Annotated in this window: 8 protein-coding genes and 1 pseudogene; 3 read left to right on the top strand and 6 right to left on the bottom strand. The window is 73.1% G+C overall.

Annotated features, from left to right (window positions below):
- Nucleotides 1-215 precede the first annotated feature (215 nt).
- Nucleotides 216-2213, top strand: coding sequence for an FAD-dependent oxidoreductase (locus ACFZBP_RS03575; protein ID WP_391409604.1), 1998 nt, complete (start codon nucleotides 216-218; stop codon nucleotides 2211-2213).
- 13 nt (nucleotides 2214-2226) lie between these two features.
- Here ACFZBP_RS03575 and ACFZBP_RS03570 read toward each other — a convergent pair whose 3' ends face one another.
- Together ACFZBP_RS03570 and ACFZBP_RS03565 are read right to left on the bottom strand one after the other, a co-directional pair.
- Complete coding sequence (locus ACFZBP_RS03570) at nucleotides 2227-4899, bottom strand: SpoIIE family protein phosphatase (protein WP_391409603.1); 2673 nt, start codon at nucleotides 4897-4899, stop codon at nucleotides 2227-2229.
- 68 nt (nucleotides 4900-4967) lie between these two features.
- Nucleotides 4968-6368, bottom strand: coding sequence for a M20/M25/M40 family metallo-hydrolase (locus ACFZBP_RS03565; protein WP_391409602.1), 1401 nt, complete (start codon nucleotides 6366-6368; stop codon nucleotides 4968-4970).
- A 114-nt stretch (nucleotides 6369-6482) separates the two neighbouring features.
- Here ACFZBP_RS03565 and ACFZBP_RS03560 point away from each other — a divergent pair, with 114 nt between their 5' ends.
- Complete coding sequence (locus ACFZBP_RS03560) at nucleotides 6483-7406, top strand: LysR substrate-binding domain-containing protein (protein WP_391409601.1); 924 nt, start codon at nucleotides 6483-6485, stop codon at nucleotides 7404-7406.
- Here ACFZBP_RS03560 and ACFZBP_RS03555 read toward each other — a convergent pair.
- The 3 genes from ACFZBP_RS03555 to ACFZBP_RS03545 form a co-directional block, all read right to left on the bottom strand.
- Complete coding sequence (locus tag ACFZBP_RS03555; RefSeq protein ID WP_391409600.1) at nucleotides 7398-8534, bottom strand: SpoIIE family protein phosphatase; 1137 nt, start codon at nucleotides 8532-8534, stop codon at nucleotides 7398-7400. The two genes, ACFZBP_RS03560 and ACFZBP_RS03555, sit on opposite strands and share 9 nt — an antisense overlap.
- Nucleotides 8535-8665: 131 nt before the next feature.
- Complete coding sequence (locus ACFZBP_RS03550; RefSeq protein ID WP_391409599.1) at nucleotides 8666-9445, bottom strand: IclR family transcriptional regulator C-terminal domain-containing protein; 780 nt, start codon at nucleotides 9443-9445, stop codon at nucleotides 8666-8668.
- 431 nt (nucleotides 9446-9876) lie between these two features.
- Nucleotides 9877-11943, bottom strand: coding sequence for a SpoIIE family protein phosphatase (locus ACFZBP_RS03545; RefSeq protein WP_391409598.1), 2067 nt, complete (start codon nucleotides 11941-11943; stop codon nucleotides 9877-9879).
- A gap of 198 nt (nucleotides 11944-12141) precedes the next feature.
- Between ACFZBP_RS03545 and ACFZBP_RS03540 the strand changes: the two genes are divergently transcribed.
- Nucleotides 12142-14613, top strand: coding sequence for a SpoIIE family protein phosphatase (locus ACFZBP_RS03540; RefSeq protein ID WP_391409597.1), 2472 nt, complete (start codon nucleotides 12142-12144; stop codon nucleotides 14611-14613).
- Between the two features lie 542 nt (nucleotides 14614-15155).
- Here the strand turns inward: ACFZBP_RS03540 and ACFZBP_RS03535 are convergent.
- Nucleotides 15156-15521 (bottom strand): annotated as a pseudogene (locus tag ACFZBP_RS03535) (cell surface protein); the annotation flags it as partial.

Here is a 15521-nt window from a genome sequence, read left to right as displayed (position 1 = left end):
TCCGTAATTTCGAACGAAGTTCGTGATTCCGATCGCGATGGGGACAGAACATAAAAGTGGGGCATGCCCCCCGTCAACGGTTTCGTCATATGCGCTTTACAAACCCGCGTGCGGGCGCACGTCCGGCGCGGGTGCGTGATGATGCGCTTGCCCGTTCAGGTGATGAACCGGCCGATGGGCCACCGGCCCTCCAACTGCCGCCGTATGCAAGGCATATGGACAATCACCGCGCCCCTGTCGGCCCGACCTCCCTCTCCCGGCGGCAGTTCACGAACACGACCGCCATGACGGCCGCCCTGGCCGCGCTGACTCCCACCGCGGCCGTCGCCGCACCCGCCGTACCCCCGCAGGCGTCCCCGCGCTCCACCGCCGACTGGGACACCTGCCTCGCGGTGGCCCGCGCCCTGCTGGTGGTCGACGAGCACGACCGGCCGCTCGTGCCGACGTACCGGAAGATCCTCGACTCCGGGCTGCCGCGCGCGAAGACGAAGACGGCGAAGAGAGCCCTCGTCGTCGGCGCCGGACCGGCCGGCCTGGTCGCCGCCTGGCTGCTGAAGCGGGCCGGGCACCACGTCACGCTCGTCGAGGCCAACGGCAACCGCGTCGGCGGCCGTATCAAGACCTTCCGCACCGGCGGCCACGAGCAGGCCGCCCAGGCGTTCGCCGACCCGGCCCAGTACGCCGAGGCCGGCGCGATGCGCATCCCCGGCAGCCACCCGCTGGTGATGGACCTGATCGACCAACTCGGCGTCGAACGCCGCCGGTTCCACCTCGTGGACGTCGACGGCGAGGGCAAACCCGTCAACAACGCCTGGCTGCACGTCAACGGCGTGCGTGTGCGCCGCTCCGAGTACGCCAAGGCACCCCGCAAGATCAACCGCTCCTTCGGCGTCCCCCGCGAACACTGGGACACGCCCTCCTCGACCATCCTGCGCCGCGCCCTGGACCCGGTACGCGACGAGTTCAGCACCGTCGGCGCCGACGGCAAGCGCGTCGACAAGCCGATGCCCGAGCGGGTCAAGGGCTGGGCGCGGGTCGTACAGAGGTACGGCGACTGGTCGATGTACCGCTTCCTGACCGAGGAGGCCGGCTTCGACGAGCGGACCATCGACCTGATCGGGACCCTGGAGAACCTCACCTCACGGCTGCCGCTCTCCTTCATCCACAGCTTCATCAGCCAGTCCCTGATCAGCCCCGACACCGAGTTCTGGGAGCTGGTCGGCGGCACCGCGACACTCCCGGACGCGCTGCTCAAGCAGGTCGCGGACGTCCTGCGCCTCGACCGCCGTGCCACCCACATCGAGTACTGGGCCCCCGGCCGGCCCGGCGCCGACGACACCTCCCACGTCCATGCCAAGGGCCCGCACGTCTGGATCGACACCGTCTCCGAGGGACGTGACGGCAAGGTCGTCCGCGAGCAGTTCACCGGTGACCTCGCGATCGTCACCGTGCCGTTCTCCGGGCTCAGGCAGGTGCAGGTCAGCCCGCTGATGTCGTACAAGAAGCGGCGCGCGGTCGCCGAGCTGCACTACGACAGTGCCACCAAGGTGCTGCTCGAGTTCGGCCTGCGCTGGTGGGAGTTCACCGAGGAGGACTGGAAGCGCGAGCTCGACGCCGTACGGCCCGGGCTCTACGACGACTACCGCAAGGGCAAGGCCCCGGCCGACGGCAGCCTCCTCGGCGCCCACCCCTCCGTCCCGGACGGGCATCTCAACGACGCCCAGCGCGCGCACTACGCCGCCAACCGCTGGGCCACCCGCGACCAGCCCGAGGCGGCGCACATCATCGGCGGCGGCTCGGTCTCCGACAACTCCAACCGCTTCATGATCAACCCCTCCCACCCCGTCGACGGCAGCAAGGGCGGCGTCGTCCTCGCCTCCTACAGCTGGGCCGACGACGCCTCCCGCTGGGACTCCCTCGACGAGGACGCCCGCTACCCGCACGCACTGCGGGGCCTGCAACAGGTCTACGGCCAGCGCGTCGAGGTCTTCTACACCGGCGCCGGGCGGACGCAGAGCTGGCTGCGGGATCCGTACGCGTACGGGGAGGCGTCCGTGCTGCTTCCCGGTCAGCACACGGAACTGCTGGAAGCCATCCGCAGCCCCGAAGGGCCGCTGTACTTCGCCGGGGACCACACCTCGGTGAAGCCGTCCTGGATCGAGGGCGCACTCGAATCGGGGGTGCGGGCGGCGCTGGAGGCGCACGGGGACTGAGGCGCCGCGGGACTCAGCTGCCCAGGGGCTGTTCCGTCCAGATCACCTTGCCGGTCGCCGTGTACCGCGTGCCCCAGCGCTCGGCGAACTGCGCCACCAGGAACAGCCCTCGGCCGCCCTCGTCCGTCGTGGCAGCGCTGCGCAGGTGCGGGGCGGTGCTGCTGCCGTCGGAGACCTCGCAGATCAGGGCGCGGTCGCGGATGAGGCGGACGCGGATGGGGCCGGTGGCGTGCCGCAGGGCGTTGGTGACCAGCTCGCTGAGGATCAGCTCGGTCGTGAACGCCTCCTCCGCCAGGCCCCAGGAGTCCAGGGTCCGGGCGGCCGCGGCCCGCACCCTGGCCACGGCCGCGGGGTCGTCCGGGACGTCCCAGGTCGCCGCGCGGTCGTCGGCGAGCATCCGGGTCCGGGCGACGACGAGGGCGACGTCGTCGCGTGGCCGCTCCGGCAGCAGGGCCGCCAGAACCGCCTTGCAGGTCTCCTCCGGCGTCCGGCCGTGCGTCGGCGGCGTCGCGGCCAGCGCCCCGCGCAGCAGCTCGAGCCCCTCGTCGATGTCCCGCCCGTGGTCCTCGACCAGCCCGTCCGTGTACAGGACGAGACCGCTGCCCTCGGGCAGCCGCAGCTCGGTCGCCTGGAAGGGCAGGCTGCCGCCCAGGCCCAGCGGCGGCCCGCCGGTGACCGAGGGGAACTCCACGTCGCCGTCGGGGTGGACGACGGCCGGTTCGAGGTGGCCGGCGCGGGCGAGGGTGCACAGCCCGGAGGACGGGTCGTACACCGCGTACAGACAGGTCGCCCCGGTGACCGGCGCGATCTCGCCGCCACCGCCCTCGTCCTGGTCGATCCGGGCGACCAACTCGTCGAGGTGGCCGAGGAGTTCGTCGGGCGGCAGGTCGAGCGTGGAGAAGTTGTGCACCGCCGTACGGAGCCGCCCCATCGTCGCCGCCGCGTGCAGCCCGTGCCCCACGACGTCCCCCACGACCAGCGCCACCCGCGCGCCGGGCAGCGGGATCACATCGAACCAGTCCCCGCCGACCCCGCCCTGCGCCGCCTGCGCGGGCAGATACCGGTAGGCGACGTCGAGGCCGCTCTGGTCGGGCAGGGCCCGCGGCAGCAGACTGCGCTGGAGCGTGACCGACAGGGTGTGCTCGCGGGTGTAGCGGCGGGCGTTGTCGATGCTGACGGCGGCCCGCGCGACCAGCTCCTCGGCGAGGGAGACGTCCTCCCGCTCGAACGGCTCGGGCCGCTCGGCCCGCCAGAACGTGGCCATGCCCATGATCACGCCCCGGGCGCGCAGCGGCACCGTGAGCATCGCGTGGATCCCGAACTCCACCAGCCTGCGGGCGTTCTCCGGGTCCTGGACCTGCCAGCCGGAGTAGGCGGGCAGGTCCGCCTCCAGCACCGACTCGCCGGTGCCGAAGCCGAAGGCCTGCGGGCTGTCCGGCGCGAAGTGGATCAGCTTGCCGATCGGGTAGAGCGGGCTGCCCTCCCGTACGCCCCGGAAGGCGACCCGGCGCATGTCGGTGCGGCCCTCCTTCGGCTCCTCGCCCCGCAGCACCGGATCGGCCAGGTCGACGGAGACGAAGTCGGCGAACCGGGGCACCGCGAAGTCGGCCAGTTCCTGCGAGGTGCGGGTGACGTCGAGGGTGGTGCCGATCTCCAGGCCCGCGTCGTACAGCAGTTTCAGCCGCTCCTGCGCCACGTCCGCCCTGCCGGTCAGCGTCCGCAGCTCGGTGGTGTCCCGCAGCGTCGCCACGCTGCCGGGCGGCCCGCCGTCCCGGTCGGTCGCCCGCTGGCTCACCGCCAGCAGCCGGCCCTGCGCCAGATGCACCTCGTCGGTGGCGTCCCGCCCGGACGCGAACAGCCCGGCGAGGTCGCTGCCGAGACCCAGGGCGAGACAGGGCCGCCCCTCCGCGTCGGAGCCGAGGCCCAGCAGCCGGCGCGCCTCGTCGTTCGCCAGCGCCAGCCGGCCCCGGCCGTCCAGGATCAGCACGCCCTCGCGTACGGCGTGCAGGACGGCGTCGTGGTGCTCGTACATCCGGGTCATCTCGGCGGGCCCCAGCCCGTGCGTCTGGCGCAGCAGCCGCCGGCTGACCAGCGCGGTCCCACCGGTGGCGAGGGCCATGGCGGCCGCCGCCGAGGCCAGCAGCATCGGCAGCTGGTGGTCCACGTAACCGCCGACGCTGGCCAGCGTCACACCGGCCGCCACCAGTCCGACGACCCGGCCGTCGTCGTCGGTCGCGGGGACGACGGCCCGCACGGACGGCCCCAGCGTCCCGGTGTACGTCTCACGTACGGTGCCGCCGGCCACGGCCGGTGCGATGGTGCCGACGAAGTGCTTGCCGATCTGGTCGGGGTTGGGGTGCGTGTACCGGATCCCGTCGGTGTTCATCACGACGAGGAAGTCCACGTCGGTCGCCTCGCGCGCCGCCTCGGCACGCGGCTGGAGCAGCACGGTCGGATCCGGTTGCGCCAGGGCGTCCACGACACCCGGCGCGTTCGCGAAGGCCTCCGCCACGGCCAGGGACCGGTTGCGGGCCTCCCGCTCGGTGTCGTTGCGCACCTGGAGCACCAGGGCCACCACCGCGGCGACGACGAGGAGCACGACGATCGCCGCCTGCAGCACGAAGACCTGCCGGGCGACGGTACGCGCGCTCACCAGCGAGCGCAGGCGGCCGAGGACTGCGGCCATGCCTCATTTCTAACACCGTTCGGCGGACCGGGCACGGCTGTTGTCCGGGTTCGGCACGGCGGACGGCCCTACGGACGGGCCGGCAGCGGGTGCCCGGCCGGTGGGTGGCCGAGGGTGTGGAAGAACCCGGTCGCCAGGACGAGGCCCTCGCGGGCGACCGACGCGAGGAGGTGTTCGTCGGGGGCGTGCTGGAGGCAGCCCGGGTAGGAGTGCGGCAGCCAGAGGGTGGGCAGGCCGAGGACATCCGTGAACACGGCGTTCGGCAGGGAGCCGCCGATGTTGGGCAGGACGGCGACCGGCCGTCCGGCGACCTGCTCCAGCGTCGTACGGGCCCAGCGCGCCCACGGGTCGTCGAGGGGCGTACGGCTCGCGGCGAAGTTGCCCAGCAGCCGGACGTCGACCATCGGGAACCCCTGCTCGGCCAGGTGCTCGGCGACCGCCTCAGCGACCCGGCCGACGTCCGTGCCGACGACGTACCGCAGTTGCAGGACGGCGCGTGCCCGGCCGGGGATCGCGTTGACCGGGTGGTCGACGTCTCCCGCGCCGAGGCTGAGGACTTCCAGGGCGTTCCAGGCGTAGAGCCGTTCGGCGGCGGACAGGCCGGGCTCGCCCCAGCCGTCGTCCGGCACCGGGTCCCCGGGGCTGCCCGCGACCCCGACCCCGGTGAGCGCCTCGCGGACGGCGTCGGGGACGGCGGGCGGCAGCAGTGCCGGTACGCGGATCCGGCCGTGGCCGTCGACCAGGGTGGCGATGGCGGCGGCGAGCGTGGTGGCGGGGTTGCGCAGGACACCGCCCCAGTTGCCGGAGTGGTACGAGCCGGCCCGCAGACCGGCGTCGAGGAGGAGCTGGACGCCGCCGCGCGACCCGAGGAACAGCGTCGGCGTCCCGGCGTCCAGGCGCGGTCCGTCCGAGGCGACCAGGACGTCGGCGCGCAGTTCGGCGCGGTGTGTGGCCGCGAACTCGGCCAGGCCCGGCGAGCCGATCTCCTCGCCCGACTCGAACAGGAACTTCAGGTTGAAGCCCAGCGCGCCCCGCTCGGCGAGCAGCAGCCGCAGCGCCGCGAGGTTCACCAGGTGCTGCCCCTTGTTGTCGGCGGCGCCGCGCCCGTACCAGCGCTCGCCCTCCGCGGTGAGCGTCCAGGGATCGCGCCCCTCGCTCCACCGGCCCGCCTGGCCCTCCACGACGTCGGCGTGGCCGTAGCACAGCACGGTCGGCAGGTCGGGTGACTCGATCCGGGTGCCCAGCAGGAAGGGACCGCCCATCGAGCCGGAACTCTCGTACCGGGTGACGTGGCAGCCGAGCCCGACGAGCGCGGGCGAGAGCACCTCGTCGAGGTATGCGTCCAGCGCAAGGCGGCCCTCGGGCCGGGCGCTCTCCGTCGCGTACGCGACCATGGCGGCGAGCTCGGCGAAGAAGCCGCCCGAGTCGACGAACTCCTCGGCCTTGCGTATCAGTTGCTGGGGAACCACGGACCGGCCTTCCGAAGGGTGACGGCTTCGCTTGGGCAGCGTAGGCGGAATCCCCGCGTGCGACCATTGCCGAACGTGACCGCCCGCGTTCTGTTTTCGGCAACGCACTTCGCCATGGGAGAGACGATGCAGCTGCTGCCCGTGCACCTCGCGTACTTCCTGGAGGTGGCCCGCGCGGGATCGGTGACCGAGGCCGGCCAGGCGCTGGGCGTCGCCCCGTCGGCCGTCAGCCGGCAGATCGCCAAGCTGGAGTCGGGGCTCGGGGTGACCCTGTTCGAACGCCGGCCGCGCGGCATGACCCTGACCGACGCCGGCGCCCGGCTGCTGGCCCACGCCCGCCGGGCAGAGGCCGACTCGGTCACGCTGGTCGGGGAACTGCGGGCGGGACGCGGCGCCGAGGAGCGCGGTGTCTGTGTGGCCTGCACGGAGGGGTTCGCGCACCGTCTCGTGCCCCGCGTGATCGCCGGGTTCCGGCGCGAGCACCCCGACGTGGCGTTCCGTCTCGACGTCGTACCCCGCGAGGAGGCGACGCGCCGGGTCGTGGAGGGGATCGCCGACGTCGCCGTCACCTACGCGATGGGGCCGCAGCACGACGTCCGCGTGGAGTGCGCCGTGGTGGTGCCGGTGTCCGCCGTGGTCCCGCTCGGTCACGAGCTGGCCGGCCGTGACCGGATCGACCTCGCGGAACTCTGCGCCCACCCGCTGGCCCTGGGCTCACCCGGCACCAGCCAACGCGAGCTCTTCGACCTCGCTGCCCAGCTGGAGGGCCTCGCCGTCCACCCCGCCCTGGTCTGCGACTCGCTCGCCCCCCAGTACGCGTTCGTCCGCGCCGGAGGCGGCCTCGCCCTGGTCGGGGAGCTCGCCGGAGACCCCGGCGCCGAGGGCGTCACCCACGTCCGCGTCGACCACCCGGTCTTCCGGCAGCGCGAGGCCCAGGTGCAGACGGCGGTGGGCCGCCGGCTGCCGTGGTCGGCCGCGCGGTTCACGGAGTTCCTCGTGGCGACGCTGGGTGCGGGGCGGTCGTCGGAACTACGGTGAGCACGACCCCACGCGTCCGGCGTCGGACACTTCGCGGGCGACGGGCGTCCCGGCGGCCTGCGGCATACGGAGCAGCAGCAGCGCCGCGTCGTCGTGGAGCCGGCCGCCCACATGGGCCAGCAGCTCGTCGTGGAGCGCGGTGACGGTGCGCGCCGGCTCGTCGCAGGTGTGCCGCTCCAGCCCCGCGGCGAGCGGGTAGAACTCCCGGTCGTGGTCGCGGGCCTCGGTGACACCGTCGGTGTAGAGCAGCAGCTGGTCGCCGTCGGCGAAGGGCAGCACCTGGAGCGCGGGCGACTCGCCCGAGAGGGTGCGCAGACCGAGCGGCGGCGCCGGACGGTCCGGCTCGACCGGTACGACGACGGAGTCACGCACCAGCAGCGGCGGGGCGTGCCCGCAGTTGACGACCTCCAGCTCCCCCTCCCGGGGGTAGCCGGCGACCACGGCGGTCACGAAGTCGTCGCTGCCCAGGTTGCGGGCCAGGCTCCGCTCGATCCGCGCGACGACGGCGAGCAGGTCGGGCTCGTCGTAGGCGGCCTCGCGGAAGACACCCAGCACCAGGGCCGCCGTACCGACCGCGGGCAGCCCCTTGCCGCGTACGTCGCCGACGATCAGCCGGACCCCGTAGGGCGTGGACACCAGCGCGTACAGGTCGCCGCCGATCCGGGCCTCCGCCGCGGCGGCGCTGTAGCGGACGGCCACCTGGAACGGGCCGACGGTCGCCGGCACGGGCTGGAGCAGCGCGTGCTGGGCGGCCTCGGCGACGGACCGGACCGCGGCGAGCACCCGCTCGCGGCGCCCGCGCAGCGCGCTGGCCAGGCTCCCGGCCACGGTGACGGCCACCAGCGCGATCAGCACGACGGCCAGCTCGCGGCTCTCGACGTCGTCCCGGACGCCAAGGACCGCGCCGAGGGCGGCGGCGAACAGCCCAAGGCACAGAACTCCGCGTGGGCCGCTGGTGGTCGCGGCGAGCGCGGGTCCGACGGCGAGCAGCGGCAGCCAGGTCATCCCCGATCCGGAGACGAGATCGACGAGCACGATGGCGGCGACGATCAGGATGGGCAGTACGGGCGTGGTGGCGACCAGTCGCCTCGGCCAGTGGTCACCACCGTGCTGCGGGGCCTCGCTCATGTCTTGTCGGCTGTCCTCACCTGTGAGCAGGGGCATACGCCCGGGAAAAGTCCGTTTTATATAGGAAAACGGTCCAGCCCTGGACAGGACAAGGAGACGGATTTCAGATAGTGAGCCGAGGCGTCCACCGATCACATGGTGAGCGAAAGACCCCTGGTCACGCGGCTCGCGGTGGGCAGCAGACGCGCCCTGACCTCCTCCAGGCGGGCCTTCGTCTCCTCGATCCGGGACCGCCGGTCCGCCCGCAGCGACACACCGAGCGAGCCGAGGGTGCTGCCGCTGTAGACGGGCACCGCGACACAGACCGTGCCGAGCGTGTACTCCTCCATGTCCGTGACCGCCGGGGCCAAGGGCGAGGAGTCCAGCCGCCGGATCAGCTCCGGAGGGTCGGTGATCGTCCTGGGCGTGAGGTCGGGCAGCGCGTGCCGGGACAGGTACTCCTTGCGCGCCTCCTCGTCCAGCTCGCGCAGCACGGACTTGCCCAGCGCCGTGGCGTGGCCGGCGTCCTCGAACCCCACCCACAGATCCACCCGGGGCGCCCGCGGACCGTCGACGATCTCGGCGACCCGGATCTCGCCCTCCTCGTAGAACGTGAGGTACGCGGCGGACGACAACTCGTCCCGCAGCGCCGCGAGCGTCGGCCGGATCCTGCTGATCAGCGACTGAGCCCGCCCCGAGCTGTGCAGCGTCTCCAGCCGGTCGCCCAGGATGAACCCGCCGTCGTCGAGCTTGCGCACGTAGCCGTCGTGGACCAGCGTCCGCAGCAAGTGGTACGTCGTGGCCAGGGGCAGGCCGGTCTCCCGCGCCAGTTGCTTGGCCGGCGCGCCGTTCTGGTGCGCGCTCATCGCCTCCAGCAGACGGAACGCCCGCTGGACGGACCCGATGAGCGTGGGGCCGCTGTCCGCACCCATAGGAACAGCCTGCGCCGGGCACGCGGCCCGGGCAAGACGAACCGGCGCGGTTCGGGGCCCGAGGCGGATCAGGCCGGCGTCGCGGGGTCCGCCGCGCCCCTCCCGCACGGCCGTAAGTGCGCGGCGCACCGCCATCGCCCCTGCTCACCTGCGTCGCCCACATGCCGTTCCGCGCGGCCGGCTGGTTCCGCCGGCCGGAGGTCTACCGCACCGGCGTCACGAGCAGCGGTATGTCGTCGTGGCCCGCGTGGCCGGCTGGTTCCGCCTGGCCGGTGGCCTACTGCACCGGCGTCACGCGCAGGGCTATGTCGTCGTGGCGGTTCGGCGTGGCCGGCTGGTTCCGCCCGGCCGGAGGCCAACCGCACCGGCGTCACGCGCAGCGCTACGGCGTCGTGGCCCGCGCGGCTGGCTGGTTCCGCCCGGCCGGAGGCCTACCGCACCCGCGCCACGAGCAGCGCGACGTCGTCGTGGTCGTCGGGATGGCGCAGGCCGTACAGCAGGAGGTCGCAGGTCTCCTCGAGCGGTCTGCGGGGTTCGTCGAGGAAGCCGAGGAGGACGTCGAGGCGGTCGTCGATGGGGTGGTGCCGGGTCTCGACGAGGCCGTCGGTGTAGAGGACCAGCAGATCGCCGGGGCCCAGGTCGATCGTGGTGGTCTCGAAGGAGATGCCGCCGACGCCGAGCGGGCCGCCGGCCGGCAGGTCGAGCAGCCGCGGCGCCTCGCCGGGCCGGGCCAGGGCGGGCGGCATGTGTCCGGCGTTGGCGATGTGGCAGCGCTGGGTGCGGGGGTCGTACACCGCGTACAGACAGGTGACGATGTAGTGCTCCAGATCGCAGGTGATCTTGTCCAGGTGCTGGAGCACGGTGCCCGGATCGAGGTTGAGGTCGGCGTACGCGCAGGTGGCGGTCCGCAGCCGGCCCATGGTGGCGGCGGCGTCGATGCCGTTGCCCATCACGTCGCCGACGACCAGTGCCGTCTCGTCGTCGTCCAGCGGGATCACGTCGTACCAGTCGCCGCCGACCTCACTGGTGGCCTGCGCGGGCTGGTAGCGGGAGGCCAGCTCCAGGCCCGTGTGGTGCGGGGGATGGTCGGGCAGCAGGCTCCGCTGGAGGGTGAGCGCGGTGTTGCGCACGCTCTGGAACCAGCGGGCGTTGTCGATGGCCACGGCCGCCCGGCTGGCCAGCTCGGCGGCCAGGACCACGTCGTCCTCGTCGAACGGCGCCGGGTTGCGGGTCCGCTTGAGGTCGAGCGCGCCGAGCACCTCGCCGTGCGCGATCAACGGCACCGCGAGATACGAGTGCACGCCCGCCCGCGCGAGCAGCGACATGGCCTCCTCGTCCCGGGCGATACGCGGCAGATCCCGCTCGCCGACATGGCGCACCAGCACCGGCCGGGCCGTGTGCACGCACAGGGTGACCAGCCGGTCGCCGTCGTACGCGGCGAGGTCACCGGGCGCGTCGGCGGCCCGCAGCGCCACGCTCGGGTACGCCGACTTCAGGGCCAGGGCCCGGAACAGCTCCGGGCCGTTGTCCGGTTTGCGCATACGGCGGCAGGCCAGCGCGGAGTCCAGCACGTCCACGGCGACCACGTCGGCCAGCTCGGGCGTGGCGACCTCCGCCAGCTCGTGCGCGGTCCGCTCCACCTCCAGCGTGGTGCCCACCCGGGTGGACGCGTCCGCGATCAGGGCCAGCCGGCGCCGGGCCCGGTCCGCCTCCGCGGACGCGCGATGGCGCTCGGTGACGTCGACGAACGAGATGGCCGCGCCCAGCACCCGCCCGCCGGGATCCTCCAGCCGGTAGAACGACAGCGACCAGGCGTGCTCGTTGTCGGGGTCGGCGGGCGGGCGGCCCACGTGGTACTGGTCGAGCAGCGGCGTGCCGGTGGTGAGCACCTGACGCAGCGCGGACTCGATGGTGTCGATGTCCGGCAGCGGCAGCGTCTCCCGCAGCCGGCGCCCGACATGGTCCTCGGCCGGGGTGGCGTCGATCCGCTCCAGCGCCGGGTTGACCAGCAGGTAGCGCAGCTCCGGGTCGAGCAGGGCCAGCCCGATAGGGGACTGGTTGATCAGCCTCTCGCACAGCGCCAGATCGGTCTCGACGCGCTGGAGCAGGGAGTGGTCGGCGGCGATGCCCAGCGCGTAGACGTCACCGAGGTCGTCCAGCAGCCGCATGTTGCGGAACTCCGTCAGCCGGGTGCTGCCGTCCTTGTGCCGCACCGGGAAGGTGCCGGCCCAGCTGCGGCCGGTCTCCAGCACCTCCGTGAACAGCTGCACCACGGCCGGCAGCTGGTCGGCGTGGATGAACAGCCGCGCCGCGTGCGTGCCGAGCGCCTCCTCGGCGGTGTAGCCGAACAGCTCCTCGGCCTGCGGCGTCCAGAACACCACGCGCCCGCCCGCGTCGACGACCACCGCCGCCACGCTCAGCACGTCGAGCAGACCGGTCGGGCGGGGCGGCTCCGGGTCGTACCCGCCTGTCTCGGACTCGAAGGATCCAGCTGTCATCGCAGCTCCTCCTGCACCGGGCCGGCCGGGCCCGCCGCCCCCGACCACGGCCGGGTACCACGCCTGAGCCGACCGGCACCTCCATGCTCCCTCCGACCGCCACCGCCCGCCCGCCGGGCCCCGGCCCGTGCACATCGGGCGCACAAGCAGGAACATGGTCCTGTGAGGACGGGACCCATGGACGCTGCGTGAGGACCCATGGATGCTGCGCGAGAACGACCTGAGGCGCCCACGTCCACAGGACCGAGCGCGCTCTTCGACGCGTCCACCGACGCGGCGGCGGTCGTGTCCGGACGCGGTGTCGTCCTCGGCTGGACCCGGTCGGCGGAGGAACTCCTCGGCCGCCCGGCGTCCGAGACCGTCGGCACCCGGGCCGCCGACCTGCTGGCCATGCCGGGCGACCCGGTCCGGGTGGCCGGTGTGGCCGAACGCTGCCGGGCAGGCATGGGATGGAGCGGCGTCATCGCCGTACGGCACCGCGACGGCCGCCGGATCGACGTGGACCTGCGGGTCTCCGCCGCCTTCCGGATCGGCGCCGACGAGTGCTTCCTGATCTCCGCGCGGGAACGACGGCAGCAGTGGGCGGTCGGCCAGTCCGTCCTCGACGGATTCCTGACCCGCTCACCGGTCGGCATGGCCGTCATGGACACCCAGCTGCGCTACGTCTGGCTCAACGACACCCTGGAACGCTTCGGCGGCGTCCCCCGTGAACAGCGCCTCGGCCGACGGCTGAGCGAACTGCTGCCCGGGCTCCAGGCCGACACCCTCGAGGGCCTGATGCACAAGGTCCTGGAGACCGGCCTTCCGGTCACCGACTACGAGTACGTCGGCTGGAGCTGGGCCGACCCGCACCGCCAGCGCGCCTACTCGACGTCCTTCTTCCCCCTCGTAGACCCCGACAACTCGATCACCGGCGTCTGCTACATGGTGCTGGACGTCACCGAACGATGGAACGCCCGCCAGCTGCTGTCCCTGGTCAGCGAGGCCGGGACCCGGATCGGCACCACGCTGGACGTGCTGTGGACGGCACAGGAACTCGCCGACTTCGCGGTGCCCCGGTTCGCCGACTTCGTCGTCGTGGACCTGCTGGAGCCCGTGCTCAGCTCCGAGGGACACGGGGCGTGGCTGCCCGACGCCGGGCCGGCGCCCGCCAAGCCGGTGATGCGCCGGGCCGGGATGAGCTCGGTGCGCGAGGGCTGCCCGGAGGCGGTGGCGCGGATCGGGGAGCGGGTGGACTTCGTCCCGCCGCCGCACGGTGCCCATCTGCTCATCGACGGTGGCCCGATCCTCATCCCGGTCCTCGACGCCTCCGACGCGCTGTGGACCACCGAACAGCCCGCGCGCTCCGCCAGCATCCGCGAGTTCGGACTGCACTCCCTCATCTCCGTGCCGATACGGGCCCGCAACACCGCCCTCGGCCTGGCCACGTTCATCCGCTCCCGCAACCCCGTCTCCTTCCAGCCCGACGACGTCCTGGTCGCCCAGGAACTGGTCGCCCGCGCCGCGCTGTGCGTCGACAACGCCCGCCGCTACACCCGCGAACACACCGCGGCGGTCACCCTCCAGCGGAGTCTGCTGCCGCAGGCCCTCACGGGCGGTACGGCCCTGGAGGTGGCCTCCTCCTATCTGCCCGCCGACCCGTCCGGCGGGGTCGGCGGCGACTGGTTCGACGTGATCCCGCTGTCCGGCGCCCGGGTGGGCCTGGTCGTTGGCGACGTCGTCGGCCACGGCATCACGGCGGCGGCGACCATGGGCCGGCTGCGCACCGCCGTACAGACCCTCGCCGACATGGAGATGCCGCCCGACGAACTGCTGGCCCACCTCGACGACCTGGTGCTCCGCCTCAGCGAGGAGCAGACCGACGAGGAGGCGACCGAGGCGGCCCGCCAGGGCCGTACCGGCTTCCTCGGCGCGACCTGCCTCTACGCCGTCTACGACCCGGTCACCAGACGCTGCACGATGGCCCGGGCCGGCCACCCGCCCCCGGTCGTCGTCGCCCCCGACGGACAGGTCACCTTCCCCGAACCCCCGGCCGGACCGCCGCTCGGGCTCGGCGGGATGGCCTTCGAGGCCGGCGAGATCGAACTCGCCGAGAACAGCCTCCTCGGCCTCTACACCGACGGCCTCGTCGCCGCCGCCGACCGCGACATGGAGCGCGGCATGTCCCGGCTCGGCGACCTGCTGTCCCGGCGCGACTCCGACCTCGACACCCTGTGCTCCTCGGCGGTCCGCCAACTCGTGCCCGCCCCACAGCCCGACGACATCGCCCTGCTCCTCACCCGCACCCACGCGCTGGGCGCCGAACACGTCGTCTCCTGGGAGGTGCCCGTCGACCCGGCCGCCGTCGCCGACCTCCGGGGCCGGGCGACCCGCCAGGTCGAGTCCTGGGGCTTCACCGAACTCGCCATGACCACCGAACTGATCGTCAGTGAACTGGTCACCAACGCGATCCGCTACGCCGAACCCCCCATCCGCCTACGCCTCATCCGCGACTCCCGCCTCACCTGCGAGGTGGCCGACGCCAGCAGCACCGCCCCCCGCCTCCGCCACGCCCGCAGCACGGACGAGGGCGGCCGGGGCCTGTTCCTGGTGGCCCAGCTGTCCCACCGCTGGGGCGCCCGCTACACGCCGGTCGGCAAGATCATCTGGGCGGAGCAGGAGATCCCGTGATCCCAGCGGGGTGATGAGTACGGCGCCCAGGATCGGCGATCAGCTGCCCGCCATCAACAGGGTCACGCACAGCGGACGGGCGGGGCCGGACACGGCGACGGCCGACGGCGGACGGCGGCGGGGATATGGAACCGGGCATGGCGACGCCAGGGGGCGAGGTACGGGGTACGTGATACGGGAGCGGGGCATGCCTGTGACGCGCGCCGTGACGCACCGCATGCCCTCGCCGGCCGCACGACGGCGGCTGGTCCGGGCAGCGGCGTCGAGGTAGGGGCGCGGGTAGGGACGACCATGTGTGGTCGTGCCGTCCGCCGCCATCCTCCGTGTGATCGGAATCCCGTATCCGGTTCATCCACGCCGTGGATGAGGGCGGCCGGCCGTAGCTCAGCGAAGTAGACGGTCTCGGCTGGGCGGATTTCCCGTACGTGGGCGGCGCGGGGGAGTGCCCCCTGCCCAACTGGCAAGCCGGGCCCGGATGTCCGGGCCCGGCTTCCATGACGTGCGACCTCTCCTAACGGGCCGTGATCAGCGTCCCCTCGTCATCACCACCCGTGCTGCTCCTTCTCGTGACCCGAGTGCTTGGGCTTGCTCGGGTGCTTGGGGTAGTCCGGCTTCTCCGGGTGGACCGGCTTGACGGGGTAGGCCGGCTTGACGGGGTGCACGGGCTTGGCCGGGTACGCCGGCTTGACCGGGTGAACCGGCTTTGCGGGGTACGCGGGCTTGACGGGGTGCACGGGCTTGGCCGGGTACGCCGGCTTGACCGGGTGAACCGGCTTTGCGGGGTACGCGGGCTTGACCGGGTGCACGGGCTTTTCCGGGTAGGCGGGCTTGACGGGCTTGACGGGGTAGGCGGGCTTTTCCGGATAGGCGGGCTTGACGGGCTTGACCGGGTAGGCGGGCTTTTCCGG

Origin of the sequence: Streptomyces sp. NPDC008086 (assembly GCF_042957325.1) — a bacterium.
Taxonomy (GTDB): domain Bacteria; phylum Actinomycetota; class Actinomycetes; order Streptomycetales; family Streptomycetaceae; genus Streptomyces.
This window is presented reverse-complemented; position numbering and strand designations above follow the sequence as displayed.